Source organism: Vibrio pomeroyi, from assembly GCF_024347595.1.
Classification (GTDB): Bacteria; Pseudomonadota; Gammaproteobacteria; order Enterobacterales; family Vibrionaceae; genus Vibrio; species Vibrio pomeroyi.
Map to the genome: position 1 here is coordinate 1,570,418 of NZ_AP025506.1, position 20,796 is coordinate 1,591,213.

At 44.9% G+C, this 20,796-nt stretch carries 21 protein-coding genes; 18 read left to right on the plus strand and 3 right to left on the minus strand.

What is annotated here, in order from left to right:
• Positions 1–137: 137 nt before the first annotated feature.
• The 18 genes from OCV12_RS07020 to OCV12_RS07105 all read left to right on the plus strand — a co-directional run bounded on the left by OCV12_RS07020 (position 138) and on the right by OCV12_RS07105 (position 18,540).
• A complete protein-coding gene (locus tag OCV12_RS07020) occupies positions 138–749 on the plus strand; it encodes a flavin reductase family protein (protein ID WP_261885745.1) in 612 nt (203 codons plus the stop codon).
• Positions 750–819: 70 nt separating this feature from the next.
• A complete protein-coding gene (gene cobT / locus OCV12_RS07025; RefSeq protein WP_261885746.1) occupies positions 820–1,848 on the plus strand; it encodes a nicotinate-nucleotide--dimethylbenzimidazole phosphoribosyltransferase in 1,029 nt (342 codons plus the stop codon).
• Positions 1,848–2,654: an adenosylcobinamide-GDP ribazoletransferase gene (locus OCV12_RS07030; RefSeq protein ID WP_261885747.1), complete on the plus strand. Its 807-nt coding sequence runs from the start codon at positions 1,848–1,850 to the stop codon at positions 2,652–2,654. The genes cobT and OCV12_RS07030 overlap by 1 nt, the downstream gene beginning before the upstream one ends.
• Before the next feature lie 26 nt (positions 2,655–2,680).
• Positions 2,681–3,274, plus strand: coding sequence for a bifunctional adenosylcobinamide kinase/adenosylcobinamide-phosphate guanylyltransferase (gene cobU / locus OCV12_RS07035; RefSeq protein WP_261885748.1), 594 nt, complete (start codon positions 2,681–2,683; stop codon positions 3,272–3,274).
• A gap of 9 nt (positions 3,275–3,283) precedes the next feature.
• Positions 3,284–3,901: an alpha-ribazole phosphatase family protein gene (gene cobC, locus OCV12_RS07040; protein WP_261885749.1), complete on the plus strand. Its 618-nt coding sequence runs from the start codon at positions 3,284–3,286 to the stop codon at positions 3,899–3,901.
• A gap of 133 nt (positions 3,902–4,034) precedes the next feature.
• The gene (locus OCV12_RS07045; protein ID WP_261885937.1) at positions 4,035–5,831 is read left to right on the plus strand and encodes a M3 family oligoendopeptidase; all 1,797 of its coding nucleotides are present in this window, start codon (positions 4,035–4,037) and stop codon (positions 5,829–5,831) included.
• 278 nt (positions 5,832–6,109) lie between these two features.
• Positions 6,110–7,138 (plus strand): succinylglutamate desuccinylase, encoded by a 1,029-nt coding sequence (locus OCV12_RS07050; RefSeq protein WP_261885750.1) that lies wholly within the window; start codon positions 6,110–6,112, stop codon positions 7,136–7,138.
• Positions 7,139–7,271: 133 nt separating this feature from the next.
• Positions 7,272–8,267 carry a vitamin B12 ABC transporter permease BtuC gene (gene btuC, locus OCV12_RS07055; RefSeq protein WP_176681373.1) on the plus strand — a complete coding sequence of 332 codons (996 nt, stop codon included), beginning with the start codon at positions 7,272–7,274 and terminating at the stop codon, positions 8,265–8,267.
• Complete coding sequence (btuD, locus tag OCV12_RS07060; RefSeq protein ID WP_261885751.1) at positions 8,254–9,012, plus strand: vitamin B12 ABC transporter ATP-binding protein BtuD; 759 nt, start codon at positions 8,254–8,256, stop codon at positions 9,010–9,012. Before btuC ends, btuD begins: the two co-directional genes overlap by 14 nt.
• 265 nt (positions 9,013–9,277) lie before the next feature.
• The gene (locus OCV12_RS07065; RefSeq protein ID WP_261885752.1) at positions 9,278–9,511 is read left to right on the plus strand and encodes a DUF2607 domain-containing protein; all 234 of its coding nucleotides are present in this window, start codon (positions 9,278–9,280) and stop codon (positions 9,509–9,511) included.
• Between the two features lie 309 nt (positions 9,512–9,820).
• Positions 9,821–11,407: a nickel ABC transporter substrate-binding protein gene (nikA, locus tag OCV12_RS07070; RefSeq protein ID WP_239847694.1), complete on the plus strand. Its 1,587-nt coding sequence runs from the start codon at positions 9,821–9,823 to the stop codon at positions 11,405–11,407.
• Between the two features lie 111 nt (positions 11,408–11,518).
• Positions 11,519–12,463 carry a nickel/cobalt ABC transporter permease gene (opp1B, locus tag OCV12_RS07075; protein ID WP_261885753.1) on the plus strand — a complete coding sequence of 315 codons (945 nt, stop codon included), beginning with the start codon at positions 11,519–11,521 and terminating at the stop codon, positions 12,461–12,463.
• Entirely contained in the window at positions 12,460–13,284 is an 825-nt protein-coding gene (opp1C, locus tag OCV12_RS07080) for a nickel/cobalt ABC transporter permease (protein ID WP_260810845.1), read from the plus strand. The genes opp1B and opp1C overlap by 4 nt, the downstream gene beginning before the upstream one ends.
• Positions 13,281–14,087: an ABC transporter ATP-binding protein gene (locus OCV12_RS07085; RefSeq protein ID WP_261885754.1), complete on the plus strand. Its 807-nt coding sequence runs from the start codon at positions 13,281–13,283 to the stop codon at positions 14,085–14,087. The genes opp1C and OCV12_RS07085 overlap by 4 nt, the downstream gene beginning before the upstream one ends.
• Positions 14,087–14,869, plus strand: coding sequence for an ABC transporter ATP-binding protein (locus OCV12_RS07090; protein WP_261885755.1), 783 nt, complete (start codon positions 14,087–14,089; stop codon positions 14,867–14,869). The genes OCV12_RS07085 and OCV12_RS07090 overlap by 1 nt, the downstream gene beginning before the upstream one ends.
• Positions 14,866–16,170 (plus strand): MATE family efflux transporter, encoded by a 1,305-nt coding sequence (locus OCV12_RS07095; RefSeq protein WP_261885756.1) that lies wholly within the window; start codon positions 14,866–14,868, stop codon positions 16,168–16,170. Before OCV12_RS07090 ends, OCV12_RS07095 begins: the two co-directional genes overlap by 4 nt.
• A 157-nt stretch (positions 16,171–16,327) precedes the next feature.
• Positions 16,328–16,687, plus strand: coding sequence for a DUF6559 family protein (locus OCV12_RS07100; protein ID WP_261885757.1), 360 nt, complete (start codon positions 16,328–16,330; stop codon positions 16,685–16,687).
• Positions 16,688–17,085: 398 nt separating this feature from the next.
• Positions 17,086–18,540, plus strand: coding sequence for a lytic polysaccharide monooxygenase (locus tag OCV12_RS07105; RefSeq protein WP_261885938.1), 1,455 nt, complete (start codon positions 17,086–17,088; stop codon positions 18,538–18,540).
• Positions 18,541–18,830: 290 nt separating this feature from the next.
• Here the strand turns inward: OCV12_RS07105 and OCV12_RS07110 are convergent, their stop codons facing one another.
• The 3 genes from OCV12_RS07110 to OCV12_RS07120 all read right to left on the minus strand — a co-directional run bounded on the left by OCV12_RS07110 (position 18,831) and on the right by OCV12_RS07120 (position 20,781).
• The gene (locus tag OCV12_RS07110; protein WP_171730624.1) at positions 18,831–19,064 is read right to left on the minus strand and encodes a hypothetical protein; all 234 of its coding nucleotides are present in this window, start codon (positions 19,062–19,064) and stop codon (positions 18,831–18,833) included.
• A gap of 59 nt (positions 19,065–19,123) precedes the next feature.
• Positions 19,124–19,843, minus strand: a complete 720-nt coding sequence (locus OCV12_RS07115; RefSeq protein ID WP_050645270.1) for a hypothetical protein — start codon at positions 19,841–19,843, stop codon at positions 19,124–19,126.
• Positions 19,844–19,941: 98 nt separating this feature from the next.
• Positions 19,942–20,781 carry a LysR family transcriptional regulator gene (locus OCV12_RS07120; protein ID WP_102449902.1) on the minus strand — a complete coding sequence of 280 codons (840 nt, stop codon included), beginning with the start codon at positions 20,779–20,781 and terminating at the stop codon, positions 19,942–19,944.
• Between the last annotated feature and the right edge of the window lie 15 nt (positions 20,782–20,796).

The following is a 20,796-nucleotide window of genomic DNA, read 5'->3' on the forward strand; positions in this document are numbered from 1 at the left end:
GATTCTCAATTTGACAAAAAACGGTAAGGAACTGTTTAAATTAAGAACACTCTCTGCGGTTTCTGCTAGTTAGGCATAGATACAGCTTTGCTTAACACGTAAACTGAGGCGTAATTCACATAGACCAAGGACGTGCTATGAACCTCAAGCTTGATACTCTCGCTCCCACTCAGATTTATCACCTGATGACACAAACCGTCGTTCCTCGCCCTATAGCGTGGGCATTGACGGAATCTTCTGACCAAGAGTACAACCTAGCACCTTTCTCTTATTTCACGCCTGTTTCCAGCAATCCACCGCTACTGATGCTATCGGTTGGGAAGAAGCCAACGGGCGAAATCAAAGACACCACTCGTAATGCCCTTGAAACGGGTAAGTTGGTCATTCATATTGCGTCAGCCAGTTCTGCAGAAGTGATGACGGCGACAGCAGCCACGCTCGATCATGGTGAGTCTGAAGTAACCGCGAATAATATCGAGTTAGTTGAGTTTGAAGGTTTTTCTTTACCTAGAGTGAAGGAGTGCGCTGTGGCTTTTGGTTGCACATTGTATGAGGTAAAAGAAGTCGGTGAAGTGCCGCAAAGCCTTATCTTTGCTCAAGTTGAACAGGTGTATATCTCTGAAGGTGTGCTCGACAAAGAAAGCGATCGCTTGAAGATTGATGCGCTAGCGCTTGATCCTTTATCTCGACTAGGCGGAGGCGAATACGCCACGCTGTCCAATGTGTTCTCTGTCACTCGTCCTAAGTAAGCGTTAACTATTTAGCTCCAGCGAATACGATCGTTAACCCCCATACCTCAATCTAAGTACCACTTATATTATGTTAGATACAAAATACTCGCAGTACATCCAACATCGCATTGACCAAAAAACTAAGCCGTTAGGCGCTCTTGGTTTACTGGAAAAGGTTGCCCATCAACTGGCTCTGATTCAAAGCCAAGGTAAAGAGTCTGCGGTTGAACATATCGAATTGAACAAGCCGAGCATCATCATTTTTGCAGGCGATCATGGTATTGCTGATGAAAGCGTGAGTATTGCCCCGAGTGCTGTCACACAACAGATGGTATTGAACTTCCTAAGCGGCGGCGCGGCGATTAACTGTTTTTGCGCAGTAAATGATATTGATATTACTGTTGTGGATACTGGGATTTTGTTACCAATCGAATCTGAGAATCCAATGCTGATCTCCCAGCGTTTGGGTACACGAACCAATAACTTTGCCAATGAAGCCGCAATGAGTTTAGAAACGGTTAAACGTGGGATTGAACTGGGCTCAGCGCTTGTATCTAGAACCATTTCGGATGGCACCAATATCATCATGTTTGGTGAAATGGGCATAGGCAACACCAGCAGTGCTTCTGCGATTTTAAGTGCGCTAGCAAACCGAACTGCAGTTGAATGTGTTGGTCTAGGCACTGGTATCAATAACGAGCAGTTAGCACGAAAAGTCGAGGTGGTTGAGCAGGGTGTTGCTCGTTGCAAAGGACTCGATCCTAAATCGATTTTAGCTCAAGTCGGTGGTTACGAGATCGTGCAAATGGTCGGTGGTTTCCTTGGTGCTTATCAAAGCAGAACTCCTGTATTGGTCGATGGTTTTATCGTGTCAGTCGCTGCGTATGTCGCGACGTTAATTGAACCGAATTGCCGTGATTACATGATCTTCGCGCATCGCTCTGAAGAGTCAGGGCACAAAATCTTATTAGAGTTGCTAGGCGCTGAACCGTTGCTTGATCTTGGACTTAGGCTGGGCGAGGGCACAGGAGCGGCACTGGCCATGCCAATCATCCGAGCAGCAGCTGAGTTCTATAACAACATGGCGAGCTTCGAGAGCGCTGGAGTCACGGTTTAATGAGCAATACGTCGAACAGATCTTGGAAAGAGCGCGCTGCTTATCAATGGCAACTGTTTTCGTTGGCGATGGGCTTCTTTTCCCGTTTGCCAATGCCAAAGAATACGCCCTATTCAGAAGAGCGTATGAACCGTTCTGGTCGTTATTTCTCAACAGTCGGTTTGTTGCTTGGCGTCTTGTGCGGTGGTTTGTTTTCACTGCTTGATACTGTGTTACCAAGCTCGACTGCCATCTTTTTGATGATGAGTTTCAGCTTGATGCTGACCGGTGCTTTCCATGAAGACGGCTTAACTGACATGGCGGATGGTATCGGTGGCGGCATGACATTGGAACGTCGCTTAACCATCATGAAAGACAGCCGCATAGGCACATACGGTGCGTCTGCGCTGATCATGGCGTTGTTAGGTAAGTGGATTCTGCTCAATGAACTTGTCAGCTTGACTGGATTATTTATGGTCATCGTGACGAGCTACACCTTTAGCCGAGCGATTGCGGCATCCCTTATTTATGACATGCCTTACGTCAGCGACTTAGACACGAGCAAGAGTAAGCCTTTAGCTAACAAACAAACCAAGGGTGAACTTGTCTTCCTTATGTTGGTTGGCCTGTTACCAAGCTTGTGGTTTGGGTTAGCGTTTACGTGTGTTTTAGCTGTGATTGCTTACCTGTTTAGAGTGGGCTTCAAAAAGTGGTTAATTGCACGCATTGGTGGCTTTACTGGTGATTGTTTGGGCGCGGCTCAACAGTTGATGGAACTAACGATCTACGTTGTGTTTGCCGCTGCTTTTTATAACGGCTTTATGTAACGCATTCAGGATTTTAGAGACAACATATGACAACCAACAATCAAACGTATCAGAGTCATCGCCATCTTGTTTTAGGCGGCGCGCGCTCGGGTAAGTCGAGTTTTGCAGAACAACAAGCATTATGTGCACTTGAAGCATGTTCAAATGGGCGTTTGCATTACATAGCGACTGCCACCTATCTTGACGATGAAATGCGAGAACGCATCGCTCATCATAAAGATCGTCGTGGTAAAGAGTGGATTGAGCATGAAGTGCCTGTCGAGTTAGCCACGAAACTGCAGTCGTTTAATCAAGACGATGTTGTACTGATTGATTGCCTCACACTCTGGCTCAACAACATTATCTTTGAACTGGGCGATGAAGCGACCAATGAGCAAGTCGAAGCTGTGGTTGAAGCTTTGGTGAGAAGCGTGGAACAAAGCCCAGCACAGGTCATTATGGTCTCTAATGAAGTGGGTTTAGGTATTGTTCCTCTGGGTAAAGTATCGCGCTTGTTTGTCGACAATGCAGGGCGAATGAACCAAGCGCTCGCTCGCGTTGTCGAACGAGTTACGCTGATAGCGGCAGGATTACCGTTGAATTTAAAACCCTCAAATCATTCGTTTGATTCTCAAGGCTAGGTCACATACATGGTCAATGGAACAACCAAAAATATCTATTTGTTGAGACACGGCAAGGTTGAAGGGAAGGCCGCACTGAATGGTGTATCTGACGTATTGGTGAATCCAGAACTTCAACAGCAAATATGTGAGGCCTTGGTGCAGCACAATGTGGTTTTTGATGGTGTGGTTGCCTCGCCATTAAGACGCTGCAGCGACCTAGCAAACTTATATTCAGAGCGTGTGTCGGTACCTTTGTCGATTGCACCAGAATTTCAAGAAATGAACTTTGGTGAGGTGGACGGCATTGCATTTGATGAGCTTGAAGATAAGTGGGCGATGCTAGACACTTTTTGGCAAGACCCTGCAAATCATCAACTGACTGGTGCAGAAAGTTTACAGAGCTTCCACGACAGAGTAACTCAAGCTTGGTCGCAACTTTTGAATAACCCAAGTGACAATCTATTGCTGGTTACTCATGGTGGCGTAATTCGAATGTTATTGGCGCATTGCCTTGATATTGATTGGAAAAATCCGAGTTTGTACTCGAAGTTATCGATAGAGAATGCATCGATAACCCATATTCAAGTCACTCAGTTTGCACAGAGCTTTATCAGCGTTAAAGCGATAGGGCTGCCTGTTCTCTGAGTGTTCAAAAACACAGTTTTAAGAATTAACATTCAATTAGAACTGTAAATAGAAAAAGTATTAGAAGTATAAAGCGGTGTCTATAACCGCTGTGCCAGATTGGCACTACTACCTACGTGAAAGGAATTTAGTCATGACAACACCGAGTTGGGATCTAAGCATTGCTTATCGCGATCTTGATGATGCAAAAATCGAACAAGACATCGAACTCATTCAACAGTGTATTGAACTCTTGTACCTGCATGTTGAAAAGCGTCACATCATTCTTGCAATGCAAAACGCAATCCAGACCTCAGAAGCGGCAGGCACGTTACTGAGCACAATTAACACCTTTGCTAACTGCCACGCTTCAGTAGACGCGACCCACACAGAAGCTAAAGCATTGCTTGGCCGTGTAGCTAAGCTGAACTCAGAAATGTCTCAAGCGTTTAGCCCTTATGAAGACACGTTAATTCACGCTGAACCAGAGTTTATTGATGCGGTTTTAGAACACGAGAGTGCAGATGTTGCGGGCCAACGCTTCGCGATTGAAAGCTCACGTAAGTTATCAAGCAGCCGTCTCAGTGTTGCTGAAGAGCAGCTTTTAGCAGCAATGAAAGTCGATGGGCGTGATGCATGGGGGCGTTTATACGACAACCTAACGGGCTCTTTGAAACTGTCGCTAAAACTTGATGGTGAAGAAGAAGCGCTTGGTTTCTCGCAAGCTGCTAGCTTGTTGTACGGTAGCGAATTCGACAAACAAGAGCCTGCATGGCGCGCGGTTCAAGGTGCAATGAAGACGCACCAAGAGTCGTTTGCTTCGATCTTAAATGCGCTTGCAGGTTGGCGCCTGACTGAAAACAAAAAGCGGTCGAAAATCGCAGATGTACATTTCTTAGATCCAAGCTTGCACGGCAGCCGAATTGTGCCTGAAACGCTAGACACCATGATGTCTGTGGCGAAAGCCAATCGCGCAGTAGGCCAGAAAGCGGGTCTGTTGATGGCAAGAGTTCACGGCTTAGATGAAATGAAGCCATGGAATCACTTAGCTGCAATGCCGCCATTAGGTGACAGCGAATCTAAGGTTTACCCATTTGATGAAGCGATTGAAGTGATCAAAACTGCTTTTGCTGAAGTGAATCCAGAGATGGCTGACTTCGTTGCTTTGATGGTTGAGAATGGTTGGATTGATGCCGCACCAGCAGCCAACAAACGTTTAGGCGCTTATTGTACTAAGTTTGCCGCGACACGCACGCCGCTTGTGTTCATGACTTGGAGTGGCAGCCGCTCTGACTTAATGACACTGGCGCACGAGCTGGGGCACGCGTTCCACAACTGGGTAATGAAAGACATGCCGTTGTGTAAGACACGTTACCCAATGACGCTAGCAGAAACAGCTTCTATTTTTGCTGAAAACATCGTTCGTGATCACTTGTTAACGCAAGCCCAAACACGTAATGAGAAACTTGAGATGCTGTGGGAAGAGCTGTCTTCTTCGTTAGCGTTAATGGTCAACATCCCAGTGCGTTTCGAATTTGAAAAAGCGTTCTATGAGCAGCGTGAAAAAGGCGAACTGACGGCTCAGCAATTATGTGACCTGATGGAAAGCACTTGGAAAGAGTGGTACGGCGATGCAATGACCGAAGCCGATCCTTACTTCTGGGCGAGCAAATTGCACTTCAGTATTTCTCAAGTGAGCTTCTACAACTACCCATACCTGTTCGGCTACCTGTTCAGCAAAGGTGTTTACGCGCAGCGTGATGCGAAAGGCGAGCAATTCTACGGCGATTATGTGTCATTGCTTCGTGATACGGGTAGCATGATGGCGGAAGAAGTGGTTCAAAAACACTTGGGAATGGACCTGACTCAGGCTGATTTCTGGCAACAAAGCATCGACATGGTCAAAGTTCAAATCGATGAATTTGAAAGATTGCTCGATCAGGAAGATTAATTGATCTCAATCTGTTCATGGCAGGTAAGAGCTGTGTTAGCTTACGTGGCTCTTATCTTGCTGACATAGTCTGAGAAAAGCCGAAACAGCCAAAAGTCTCTTTAAATAGAGAAAGTTATTTGGAACAGATGTCGGTTAGTCAAGTCAGCAGGTAATATAAAAATATATGGGTAGTATTTGTGAGTGATAACGGAGTTTCTGTTGATAAGTGCGATCCTAGCAACACAATTTCTATGTACAATTTATTAACATACGGCCGTGCAATTAAGGAGTAGCGCATGACGAAGACCCTCTTTCGCCAATCATTTCTTTTTGACAGCCTAGATCTTGAGCAAGAAGTGTTTGCAGGACAGACCGTACTGAGTAACGGTGTTCAAATTAAGCTTCATCAACGCGGTGTCTTGGAAGTGATTCCCGCGGATTTTAATTCTGAAACCAAGAACATCATTTTTTCAACCGGTGTTCATGGCGACGAAACCTCACCAATGGAGCTGATCGATAAGCTCATTGAGGATATTGAAACAGGCTTCCAAGTAGTAAGCGCGAGATGCTTGTTTATCATCGCTCACCCAGAAGCCACTAACGCGCATACTCGTTTTCTTGATGTGAATATGAATCGTCTGTTTGATGAAAAGCAGTACGATAGCAATCGAGAAGTGGATATCGCTAAGAACTTGAAGTTCTTGGTGACTGAGTTTTACAAAGAAACGGAACCTGCCACTCGTTGGCATTTAGATCTGCACTGTGCAATCCGTTTATCTAAGCATTACTCGTTCGCAGTGAGCCCTAAGGTTCGCCATGAAGTGCGCAGCAAAGAGCTGTTTGATTTCATTAACAGTGCGCACGTGGAAGCAGTGTTGTTGTCAAACGCACCAACTAGCACGTTCAGTTGGTACAGCGCTGAAAACTTTGAAGCGCAAGCACTGACAATGGAGCTAGGGCAAGTAGCGAGAATTGGTGAGAACCAACTTGATAAGCTAACGGCTTTTGACTTGGCAATGCGTAACTTGATTGCTGAAGTAGAACCAGAGCATTTACCGAAGCGAACCATTACTTATCGCGTGAGCCGAACCATTGTTCGTTTGCATGATGATTTCGATTTCATGTTCTCAGATTCAGTAGAGAACTTTACCGCGTTCAAGCACGGTGAAGTATTCGGCCATGATGGTGATAAACCGTTAATGGCGAAGAATGAAAACGAAGCGGTGGTGTTCCCAAATCGTAATGTTGCTATCGGTCAACGAGCGGCCTTAATGGTGTGTGAAGTTGAAACGCGATTCGACCATGGTCAGCTTGTGTACGATTAATATCGACTCGGGTTTAAACGACGAAAACAACCGCTCAACTGGTTGAAATATCAAGGTTCACATTACGGTGTGAGCCTTGAGTTTATTTGGGGATACAGGTAAGGTTACGCGAACATTTTCAAAGTAGCTTGATATGGATTTCCAACAACTTCTTCACCAAAAACAGCGCAAATGGGCGAGAGCCATTTATCTGATGGCAGCACTGCTTGTCGCGCTGAGTGCAATTTACCTAATGGTTGGCGATCTCTTCATTTCTCCTCTGGGCACCTTGTCCACGTTAGAACAAAAACTACTGATTGATTTACGCCTACCTCGATTATTGGCAGCTATTGCCATCGGGGCAGGGCTCGCAGTATCTGGCGCAAGCTTACAAGTGTTATTAGGCAACGTATTGGCAGAGCCAGGTGTGCTCGGTATTTCTGGCGGTGCTAGCCTAGCCATGGTGATTGTGCTTTTCTTCTTGCCGTTTGCTCCTACTCCAGAACTCTTCATGATTGCCGCCGTTTTAGGGTCACTCTGTTTTACCGTGATTTTGGTGAGCATGGTAAAAGCGATGCGACTGACCACAGCCAAACTGTTGCTGGTGGGTGTCGCGTTAGGCATTCTTTCTGGCGCGATGGTGACATGGGCCTTCTATTTCAGTGACGATCTCAGCCTTCGACTATTGATGTACTGGCTAATGGGCAGTTTAGGTGGCGTGACTTGGTATCAGCACTCGCTAACGTTAGTGATGATCCCGGTGATTATTTGGTTGTGCTTGCAAGGCAGTAAGCTAGATAAAATGATGATAGGGGAGACACACGCTGCGCAGTTGGGCGTGAATGTGCCTAAGTTGCGTTGGCGCTTAATCTTCGCTGTATCTATTTTGGTCGGCTGTGCCGTGGCATTGGGCGGCGTAATCAGCTTTGTGGGCTTGGTTGTGCCACACTTACTTCGTTTAGCGATTGGTACTGATAACAAATACCTGCTTCCTTTGTCTGCTGTTGCGGGTGCTGCTTTGTTGGTATTTGCTGATATTTGCGCGCGTACCTTATTGGATTCTGCCGAGTTACCTTTGGGTGTGATGACCACAAGTATCGGTGCGCCTATCTTCATTTGGATGTTAATTAAAAATCATGATTCAAATTAAGAGCCTGAGCGTTGGCGCTCGTTTATTACCACTCTCATTTGAGCTCAAGCAAGGGCAGGTGACTCACGTTATCGGCCCCAATGGCAGTGGTAAAAGTACCTTACTTGAGGCCATCTCGGGTATCGGTGATGGTTATAAAGGCGACATCAAGCTCGATGAGCAAGACTTATCAGAGTTGTCGCTGCAAGACTTGTCACTGCATCGCGCTTATTTGTGTCAAAGCGCAAGGCCGGCTTTCAACTTAGAAGTGTTCCAATACCTTGCGTTGTCTCTGCCAAGTTCTTCACAAGGACTTGATACTGAAATAAACGCTGCTTTGGAAGAAATCAGCCAGATGCTCGACATTGCAGACAAGCTTCATCGTTCTATTCAAGCTTTGTCTGGCGGTGAGTGGCAACGCGTTCGCTTGGCGGGCATGTGCTTGCAAATTTGGCCGACACTTAACCCATACGCGAAGTTGTTGATTCTCGATGAGCCAGCAGCGCCATTGGATATTGCTCAAGAAGCCTTACTCTACAAGCTCATTGAACGAGTGGCAGAGAAGGGCATTGCGGTTATCATGGCAAACCACGATTTGAATCGTACCCTAAGACACGCTGACCAGGTGCTGCTACTCGATAAAGGCGTGCTGCAAGCTTCTGGTGCTGCGGCACAAGTGTTGACTCCAGAACAACTTGAGTTTGTGTTTAACACACAAGTGAAAAGCATCTCTGTAGATGGTCAAACCTATCTAGTCTTCGAGTAACTTCTACTGTATTCACTCGAATACTCTTCTGTCCCAGAATACTAATTTATAAATGATTAGAAGCATTTACGCTGATTTTGGTTTGTCATTGTTCTCATTTTATATAGTGATGAGAATGATTTCGATTAGTGATATTACTTTGATCTAGATACATAAATGGCATGTTTATCGGTGGTAGTCTCCTTAGCGTTACCTCGATAGGGCCTAAACTCTGAACCTTTTCTCTCGCACTGCGAAACGCACATTGTTGATTTTGTCGTTATTCATGCTTCCTTTAAGCTTGAACATATCGTCGATCGTGCACGAATTGGAAATGGGAGAAGAGGTACATGCGCAGCATCATTGTGGTATTTATGACGCGGTACAAAGTGCCGTTCATAGCAGCAGTTTCCCCATCACAACTAAGACTCAAGCACCTACTTATCAAAAGTTAACGCGCTTTGCGGTATCACTTTCCGTATTCGAACTGCCTCGTACACGTTCACCTCCATTCGCTTAACCTCTGAATATCGTTAACTTTTCATCTGTTTGCGTACGCGTCTATTAGCTACCAATTGGCTAAATGATTGCGTGTGAAAACGGACGCTAATGTGCTTTGGTAAAGAAGGGAGGTACGCACCTCTTACTGTCATACACACGCTTAGTAGATAGTGAACGATCTTCACTGACCATTTTTTCAATACCATTCTTATTGTTGAAACAAATAATAAGAAAAATGAATATGTCGCTAACTCTTGATGATATTTATCGTTATAGTACTATTTAGTCAGTAAATCATAATAATTATCATTACCATTAAGGTTTGTTTATGCCGTTTAAAAAACTTATCGCTACTGTAGCCGTTGCTGCTTCTGCTGTTATTCCTGTCCAAAGCGCGTTTGCTGAGGAGAGTACACTTACTTTCGCGAACTATCGTGACATCCGTGACCTAAACCCACACCTTTATGGTGGTGAGATCTTTGCACAAAACCTTATTTTTGAAGGGTTGGTGCACCTTGGTGAGAACGGTGTTCTTGAACCTTGGCTTGCGAAAAGTTGGAGCACTTCAGAGGATGGTAAAACTTATACATTCAAATTACGTGATGACGTCACGTTCTCTGATGGTAAGCCGTTTGACGCTAATGTCGTGAAAGCGAACTTCGATGCGTTGCTGGATAACGCGAACCGTCACACATGGCTGGAGTCTATCCGCTTGATGGTGGAAATTGAAAAGACAGGCAAAGAGAGTGTGACAGTAGTGGACAGCCACACGGTTCAAGTTGAGTTTGCTGAATCTTACTACCCATTCCTTGTTGAGCTTGGTGTAACACGTCCGTTTCGCTTCCTTTCTCCTGAATGTTTTAAAGACGGAACGACCAAGAATGGCGCGAGCTGTTACGTAGGTACTGGCAGTTATGTTCTGACTGATAACGTGGTAGATCAACGTGCGACGTTCGAGCGCAACGAAAGCTACTGGGGTGAGCAACCACAAGTCGACAAGATTGTGGCAAAAGTAATTCCAGACAATCAATCGCGCCTGCTTTCATTGCGCAGCGGCGAAATCGATATGGTTTACGGTCTGCAACTGGTAAGCGCGCAGTCATACAAACAGTTTGAAAAAGATCCACGTTTTGGCACTGAGCTATCTGAGCCAGTATCGACACGTATGTTGATTTTGAACTCGACCAGCGAAAACCTAAGTGATACTCGTGTTCGTCAGGCTCTGAGTCACCTTACCAACAAATCAATCATCGCAGACCGCATCATGTTGGGTTTAGAAAAACCGGCAGATACTTTGCTTGCGAAGAATGTCCCTTACGCTGACATCGAATTGACGCCATACCAATATGACGTTGCTCAAGCTGAAAAACTGCTGGATGAAGCAGGTTGGAAGAAAGATGGTAAGACACGTAAATTGGACGGTAAACCATTTGAAATCACGCTTTCTTACGACAGTGACAAAGTCGTAGAGCGCACCATCGCACAGTACTTACAAAGTGAATGGTCGAAGGTTGGCCTGAAGATGAACATCGTTGGTGAAGAAGAACAAGCGCACCGAGATCGTCTGAAACAAGGTGAGTTTGATCTATCGTTCAATATTTCTTGGGGTACACCTTACGATCCTCAATCGTTCCTTGGTGGTATGCGTAAGCCGGTATATGGCGATTACGCTGCGCAACAAGGTATTCCACAAAAAGCTGAGATTGATAACCACATCTTAGAAGCGTTGGAAGCCATTGATGAAACTAAGCGCCAAGAGCATTACACGTATGTTCTAAAAACACTGCACGAGCAAGCGATCTACATTCCGATCAGCTACGAACAAAACCGTGCGGTATTCAACAAGCGTGTAGAAGGTGTTGGTTTTAACCCTTCTCAGTTTGAAATCCCGCTACAACGTATGTCTGTAAAGTAAGAAATAGATAATCCTTGTCTGTTTCCTTTACTACTGACTAGCTTATTGACTGACACTCTTTTGGGGGTGTCAGTCTTTTTGCTTACTGTTTTACATTAAGAAAGTAACCGAATGGCTAAATACATCCTAAAGCGATTACTGAGTGCGAGTGTGACACTGTTTTTTGTCTCTTTTATCGCGTTCGCCTTAGTTAATATTATTCCAGCAGACCCTGCTGAAGTGGCACTGCGTGTCAATGACACGACACCGAGCCCTGAAGCCATTGAAGAAATTCGCTTAGAGCTTGGGTTAGACCGTCCGTTTTTAGTCCGTTATACCGATTGGCTCGTATCGTCTGTACAAGGCGACTTTGGTATCTCGTACACTAATACCAATCGACTGGTTTCTGAAGAACTTGCACGAAGCTTCCCATATACGCTGAAACTTGCAGGGTTGTCACTCATCTTGTTGGTGTGTGTCAGTATCCCGATGGGTGTACTCAGCGCCGTGTATAAAGATCATTGGTTTGATCGCATTGTTCGAGTGTTCATTTTTGCCAGTACCGCAATGCCTAACTTCTGGTTGGCCTTCATTCTTATTTGGGTATTTTCAATCAATCTGTATTGGTTGCCAAGCAGCGGTGCGACCACTTTTAGCCATTTCATACTGCCTTCTGTGACTCTCTGTATGGCTTACGTTGCTACCTACATTCGTCTTATCCGTAACTCTATGTTGGATTCAATGAATTACAACTATGTGAATTACGCGCGCGCTCGTGGTATTTCAGAGCACAGTGTCGTTTGGAAGCATCTCCTCAAAAACTCGCTGCAAACCTCAATGACAGCATTAGGCATAGGCATCGTTCGTTTGATTGCGGGCACCGTTGTTATCGAAAGCATATTCGCAATACCTGGCTTAGGCCGACTGGCTTTGGCTGCGATCTTCAATCGTGATTACCCAATTATCCAAGCTTATATTTTGGTGATGGGCAGCCTGTTTGTTGTGTCTAATTTACTGATTGATATTTTACATACGGTGGTCGATCCCCGTCTCAAGTCAGGAGCGAAGAACTCATGATAAGACGTCTACTTTCCAATAAGACCGTTGTTGTTTGCCTGTTTATCTTAACGGCTATCTGCTTGATGGGGGCTTTTGCGCCTTACCTTGCGCCGCACGATCCTAACTTGGCGGATGTTATTAATTCTATGATGCCGATGTCGATGGAGTACCCACTCGGCACTGACCATTTGGGTCGATGCATCTATTCTCGTTTGTTGTTTGGTATTCGTACCACGCTGTATTACTCGCTATTAACCATGGTGATTACGGCAGTTGTTGGCGGCTTCATTGGTGTGGTTTCTGGCTACATGCGAGGCAAGGTCGATTCATTGATCATGCGTGGCTGCGAAGTGATGTTGTCATTCCCGTATGAAATTATTGTTTTAAGTATTGTCGGCATCATGGGCCCGGGTATTTTCAACATCATCATTGCGAACTTTATTGCGAAAATCGCATGGTATGTGCGTATTGTTCGAAGCTCCGTGATTTCGTTTAATCACCAAAACTACATCCTGTACTCACGAACGGTTAAGACACCTCAAAGCTTTATCTTTCGTAAGCACTTAGCACCGAACATCGCTGCTGAGGTCATTATTCTTGCGACCCTAGATTTAGGCTGGATTATATTGAGCATTTCTACACTGTCCTTCCTTGGCTTAGGTGTACAACCGCCAACGGCAGAGTGGGGTGCTATGTTGAGTGATGCTAAAGAAGTTCTCTTTTCTAATCCTGAGCAGATGGTCATCCCCGGGATCGCAATAATGGTTGTGGTGGCGTGTTGTAACTTACTTGGCGACTCTTTACGTGATGTGTTAGACCCAAGAACGGAGCAAAGATGATGTTAGAAGTTAAAAATCTTAGCGTCGCGCTACATAAACCGACACACAGAGAGCTGGTCTCTGATGTGAGCTTTACACTCAAAGAAGACCAATGTTTGGGAATTTTGGGTGAATCAGGTAGTGGTAAAAGCCTGACCTGCAATGCGATTAACGGGTTGTTGAACGACTCTTTCTCTATTTCGGGTCATGCGCTGTTTGAAGGCGAGAATCTATTTGATATGCCCCAGAAGCAGCGTCGTCAATTAAGGGGTGAGAAGATCTCGATGATCATGCAAAGCCCAATGACGGCGTTCGACCCACTGTTCACCATCGGTAATCAAGCCGTGGAAACAATAAAGCAACACCAGTCAATGAGCACTAAAGAGGCTGTTGACCTGTTCTGTGACGTGCTTACTCGCGTTAACCTGAAATCAGTCCGCGACTTAATTAAGAAGTACCCCCATGAACTTAGTGGAGGCATGCTGCAGCGAATTATGGTAGCACTGGCGTTGGTGCTGAAACCCAAGCTGATTATTGCCGATGAGCCCACAACAGCGATTGATTATATCTCGCAGCGTGAAGTGGTTAAGGAACTGCAGTTTGTACGAGAGCAATTTGGTACCAGTTTGATTTTCGTTAGCCACGACCTGAGCTTGGTGTCTCATATCGCAGACAACGTTATGGTTATGAACCAAGGCAAAGTGGTTGAGTATGGCGCTACTCGCAAGGTGTTCACTCAGCCAGAAAGCAAACACACGCGTTACTTAGTGGATACTCGTATGGCATTAGTAAATCGATTTAAATCTGTCATGGAGAGCCGCTAATGTTGATTGAAGTAAAGAACGTCACTAAGGCATTCAAAAACGACGATAGTTGGTTATTCCCTAGCTACCAAAACGTACTCAATGGCGTTTCTATCACAGTTAATGAAGGTGAGTGTGTCGGCGTAGTTGGCGAATCGGGCAGTGGCAAAAGCACACTAGGGAAAGTCATACTCGGTCTAGAAGCGGCTGACAGTGGTGAGGTGGTACTTGGTAACGCCATTTCAAACCTACCAATGCACCAAGTAATGAGTGTGGTATTTCAAGACTACAACACCTCGGTGAACCCGCGATTGACGATTCGTGAGATCATCAATGAGCCTTTGATTAACGATAAGGTCGGTAAGGCAGAGCGAGAGTCCCATTTAGTTCTGTTGCTTGAAGAAGTGGGCTTAGATGCAGACATGCTTGACCGATATCCACATCAACTCAGTGGCGGACAATTACAGCGTGTGTGTATTGCCAGAGCGGTAGCGCCGAACCCTAAGTTTATCTTGCTGGATGAAGCGGTGAGCTCTTTAGATGTCTCTGTTCAGGTGCAAGTTCTCGACCTCTTACAAAAACTCAAACAAGAGCGTCAGATTTCGTATTTGTTTATCACTCACGATATTGCTGTTGCGAGTTTTCTTTGTGATCGTTTGATGTTTTTCAAAGACGGCCAAATCGTCGAGCAAGTCGATGATATGCGAAATCTGAAACACGTACGTGACCCTTACACCAAGAGTTTGTTAGAAGCGGCTAGTTATCTAGAAATACCGTTTGAAACTGAGTTTGACCAACAATGAAACTGACTCATCAAGATTACTTCAAAATAGCGTTTCCATTTATTGTTTCTACAGTCACTCAACCTTTATTGGGTGCTGTGGATACTGCCGTTATTGGTAAGCTTGGCGTTGCTGAGCTTATTGGTGGTGTGGCGATTGGCGCTGTTATCATGAATACCCTGTATTGGTTATTCGGTTTTTTCCGCGTAAGCACAACAGGGCAAAGTGCGATTGCATTGGGTAGAAACAACCATGCAGAGCAGGCAAGCAGTTTAATTCGACCTCTGTTACTCGCGCTATGTGTTGGCGTTATTTTTATCCTTCTGCAGTCATTGATTTGGCAAGGTGCGGAATGGCTCATTGAGCCGGAAGCTGCGGTAGGTGCTAACGCCAAGATATACTTCGATATTATGATCTTTGGTGCGCCTTTTGTTCTGATTAACTACACCATCATTGGTTGGTTAATGGGGCAGGCGAAAGCTAAAGCGACCCTGTTTACGCAAGTGGTCGGTAATGTGCTGAACATCGTGCTCGATATCGTGTTTGTTATGTATCTTGATATGGGGATTGCAGGTGTTGCCATTGCGACCTTAATCGCTCAGATCACCACGTTCGCTATCGGTCTCTATTTTGTCTTCCATACTTGTCAGTTTTCTCTGTGGGAACATGCACGCTCACTTAAAATCTCGTCTAAAGATTTTAAGGTCATCGTGTCATCGAATATGGACTTGCTACTGCGTACGATTTGTATCCTTGTGTTCTTCAACATGATGGCACGTGTGGGATCTCAATTGGGTTCGGACGTACTTGCGACAAACGCAATCTTAATGCAAGTGACCTTTATCATTAGCTACATGTTCGATGGTATTGCGAATGCATCGAGCGTATTTGCGGGTAAAGCAGTAGGGCAGAAAAATCCAAGCTTGCTTGATAATGTCATTAAGTTAAACACGCAGTGGACAACGGCATTCATTATCGTGATGACACTGCTTACCGTGATGTTTAAACATCAAGTGGCCATGATTTTTACGTCATTGCCAGATCTGATCGAGATTTACTTATCGATGAGTCCGTGGTTATTGGTGTTCCCATTAGTAGCGGGCTACGGCTTAACCTTCTACGGTATTTTTACCGGAACGGGAACTACTCGCCCTGTGAGAAATTCGAGTTTCATTACGCTGGTGGTGTTCTTAGTCGTACAGTTTTTTGCTGTGCAGTCGTGGGGCAATCACGGTTTGTGGTTAGCATTTACGTTGTTTTATGTCGGGCGCTTTATCTTCCTTATTCCATTTATTGGGCAGGTAAAACGAAAGTGCTTCTAGTGCATGTGTACTAGATAACCTTAGAGAACTACGTTGAAGTCAGCAATTTTATTGCTGACTTTTTTATTGAGCGTGTAAGCAAAGAATGACATCCTAATCAGCAACCAGAGCTTATAAATCTGTCGTGTGACTTTTGTAAATTAGACAAGGAATCAAGGTGTTAAGATATATTCAGCGTCGAAGAATCAAAAAGGTAATCAAACTCCTGTCTGCAAAGATGGTTAAGAGTTACGGGAGTCGTGATTTCTTCTCTATTGGACAAGTCGAAACCAGTTCTAAGGAGCTGAGCAAGCGCCAACAACAAATTGCATTGGCTTTGTTTGCTGATCCACAAGACCTTGATGCTGAACTGGCACCCATCATTCAATTGTTGAGAAATGATATATCTAACGATTTCTTTGGTGGTGAAGGCTACAACGCACGCGACGTTCTAAACCTTTTAGGTGGCAGTGGCTGGAAGGGCGGTCGCATGGACGATGACATGTCACATCGCATGGGCATGAATAGTCGCTATTAGTTCGCTAATTACTATTTATCTAAGTACATCTTCTACTGTACATATAATGTATCTCCAAAAAGCGGCTTACTCATTAAGCCGCTTTTTTATTCACTTTGAATATTGTTTCCTCAATCAAGATAGAATACTGAGATCCAATAATTCGAAGCAACATCATCTATCGACAACGCATTTCTATGAGTTGTGTGACTCTGATTCCTATCAATATAAAACCCGCTGTTATTGATAAAATTGACGTATATATTTTTCGTTGTTCTTTAAGCAAAAACTATAAACCCTCGAACTGCAATATTGATTGGTTGTTGACCAGTTTGTCTTGTGTGCAGGGTAAAATAATAGAGAGTGGGAAAGTGACAACAATAAATAATAATCTTCTAAAAGTAGCAGTAGGTATGGCTATGCTATCGAGTGTGCCGTCAGTGGCAAACGCTCATGGTTGGTCTGAATTTCCAAGCGCGCGTCAGAACACGTGTTATGAGCAAGGCGGGATTTGGTCGGGTACACCACCAAATGCGGCATGTGCTCAAGCGAAAGATATTTCTGGCTCGTACCCGTTTGTTCAACGTAACGAATACGCAAAAAATATTCAGGATTTCAACAACATCAACGCAGTGAAAGCAGCGATTCCTGATGGCACGCTATGTTATGCCAACGATTCGCAAAAGCGCGGTATGGGTGCGCCTCATACTGGTTGGACTCGTACCGAGCTAAGTACAGGCACGTTTGAATATGTATTCAATGCGACTGCGCCACACAATCCTTCATTCTGGGAGTTCTACCTAACGAAACCTAATGCAGACTTGAGCAAAGGCCTAGCGTGGGGTGACTTAGATCTTATTCAAGAAGTGGGTAATGTTCCTGTAAGCGGTGGCAAATACCGTATTAACGTGACGATTCCATCTGACCGTTCTGGTGACGCAATCCTATATGTACGTTGGCAACGTAACGATGCCGCGGGTGAAGGCTTCTACAACTGTTCAGACATCACTATTTCAGGTGGCACAACACCTCCACCTGAGCCTACACCACAACCTGATCTAGTACGTGGCGACCTGTTCGTATCTGACCAGTTTGGTACACCAGAAATTGGCGACACAGTTAAGTACGACATCATCAACAAGTATGGTGAAATCGCACGTAGCTTCGACATCGTAATTGATGCGAGCAACGTGAACGATTGGGCTCGTCTGCTAGCTTCTGAAATCAACGGTTGGCACGAAGAGTTTAAAGACGGTGCGATCTTCATCGGTGACTGGCATGCCGAAATGGAACACTACATGTACTTCCAAAACGATCCGTCACGCAACTTCTTTAACTCAAAAGATAGCCGTGCTTCAGGTCAGTTAACGCTGATTGAAGGTGGCGACGGCGGTGTTGAGCCATTAAAAGGGGACATCTACGAACTAGTGAAGAGTGACAATGTCGTTAATGCTGGTGACAAAGTTGTGATTGCAACGAGCGAAGCAGCAAACTTAACACAGACTCAAGGTTCTGCCGTTAGCATTCAAAACAACGGAACAGCTTCAATTGTTGTCGATACGACTGCGATTACAGCGAACGAAACTCTGTCGTTCATTGCTAGCTCAATTGAAAGCGAGAGTGTTGAAACCTTCACGTTCGAAGTGATTGCTGATGACGGTGGCGTAACACCAGACCCAGATCCAACGCCGGATCCAGATCCGACACCTGACCCAGACCTAGGTACGTGGGACTCGTCTAAGGTTTACCTTGGTGGTGAAATCGTGACTTACTCTAACCAGTCATGGAAAGCACAATGGTGGGTTCAGGGCGGTGAAAACCCTAAGACGACATACGACAACGACAAATGGGGCGTTTGGCGTCCAGCTAACTAGTCTTTGTTTTAAAGATACTAATTAGCTTAGTCAAAACTACACAGTAACATCAGCACCATGCTTTATAAGTGTGGTGCTTTTTTGTGGGGTATAAGTAAAGCATGATGCGATATCGCCATGAAAATAATAGTACTGGGTCGACTGTGAAGTGAATTGTGTTTATCTTTATTAGTTCAAGTCTGACTAAAGAGTACATTGGGTTAACGGCTGGTTTTTTTCGATGTTCCCATTTACTACTCCATCGAGTGTATCCAAGCCTCAGCTTTTGCGTTTTTTAATGTGTTAGCGAATTATTCCAGAATAAGGTTTTCTTTAATCTCATCGTTAAGATATCCCTGACCAAAATCTGGTGTCATGAATTCGAAGAAGGAGGAGTCTAGAAATCTGGTTTCTAGATAACTCGATTCTAGATAATGGACATCTAAGTGATCAGCACTCGCGTAGGTGGGAATTGCGGAAAACAAAACGATACTGATCGCTGCAGCGATGTTAATGACTTTGTTGCGTTGAGGAGTCATTTTCATAGTAGTGCCCTCGAAAGGTGGGCAAATCCATCTGCCTATGAGAATTGAATCTGAGATGTTTAGAAGTCGTAAGACAAACCAAGCGTAATGATATTGTCGTTGTCGATCGGGCCCATCGATTGGCCGTTCAAGTAAAGGTCACCTTCGTTGGTATTGAAGTAGGTGTATTTCACGTAGGGTGTCCAGTCGTCGATGCTCTTAGAGAGAATAACTTCGTGTTCATTGGTACGGTAATCGCCTTGATGAAAATAGACATTGTTACCGTCATGGGTAAACCCGCCATTGGATCCATCACTGTTTTCGTGAGTGTATTGGTAAGCTAAATCCCAACCGGCGAGTGAGTACCCCGCACCGGCGATGAACTTATTGGTGTTGATCGTGGTGTCGCTTATATTTTCGAGTACTTGCCCTGACTGGTTATATCCCAATCCACTGAATACATTGAAGTTGTCGTTCACTTGATAATCAATAATACCTTCGATTAATAACTCTTCACCGTTGTCCCATTTACCAAGCTCACCGTATAGGTTGAACGTGAAAGACTCGCTGATGTGAAAGTCGTGCCCGTAACCCGCTGCCAGCCAACCCTGGTCATCAAAACCTATATAGACTTGTCCATTTTCTGAGGTATCGATTAATGCGCCAGCTTCTGTGGTGTAGACACCGTTATCTGCAGCATTAGAGGCAACGTTTTGTTCGATGTAAACTTGAGTTGAGGTCGCAAACGCTGCGCTGCTGAGTAATGTAAGTGGTAGAGCAATAAGGTTAAGCTTTTTCATGGATTCTCCAGTGTCGTTCTATTGAATTAACTTGCTAGAGAGTATGTAGTTAAACTGAATTTATATTAATAGGGTCAACTTTAGTTAAAACCTCAGTTTCATTTATGTTTCCTTAAGGCTGATTTGATTGCTTCGCGGGTTTTGATGTGCTGTTCGTCGTTAGCGTAACGGCGGTGATAGAGCATTCGAAACGTGATCGGTCTTAATTTGATGGGGATAGGGTGAACGCGTAAGCCAAGCGCTGGTGCGAGCATTTCCGCAAAAGAGCGAGTAGAAGCGGCGATATAATCTGTCGTGCTTGCCAAAATCAGCATGCTTGAAATTGAGCTGGTTTCAATTCTGACTTTTCGCGGCTCGATATCGTTCTCTGATAAAAACTCGACCGTGTTCATGTTTGCGCGTTTGATCTTGAGCGCAATATGTTCCTCTTGGAAATACTCTTCTTTACTCAGTGTCTCACCAATTCGAGGGTGGTTGATTCGAGTCAGACACACGGGTTCCTCATCGACGATGGTTTCTTCAATCAATGAGTGTTTCTTACTTGAAAGTACATCAATGACGATATCCACTTTTTGTGCAGTAAGCGCATCAAACAGTTCTTCTTCTTCGAGCGGCGCTTCCGTGAAGCTTACGCCTTCTACCTGACTAACGAAATGAAGCAAGCTCTCTGTGCAATAAACCTTAAGGTCATTTTTTTGCTGCTCAACCGTTCCAATGATGTTCAATGGGTCTTCTATCTTGTTAGCGAGTGATACCGCTGCTCCAGTGGGTGCGATACCTCGTCCTTCTCTCACAAATAAAGCCTTGCCCACGACACCTTCGAGTCTCTTAATCGCCGCGCTTACCGCGGGTTGAGAAATATCGAGCTGCTCTGATGCCACGGTGATAGAGCTGTGTTTGTAAACGGCCAAAAATGTCGTCAGTAGATTAAGGTCCAAATTCAGTTCCCTCTA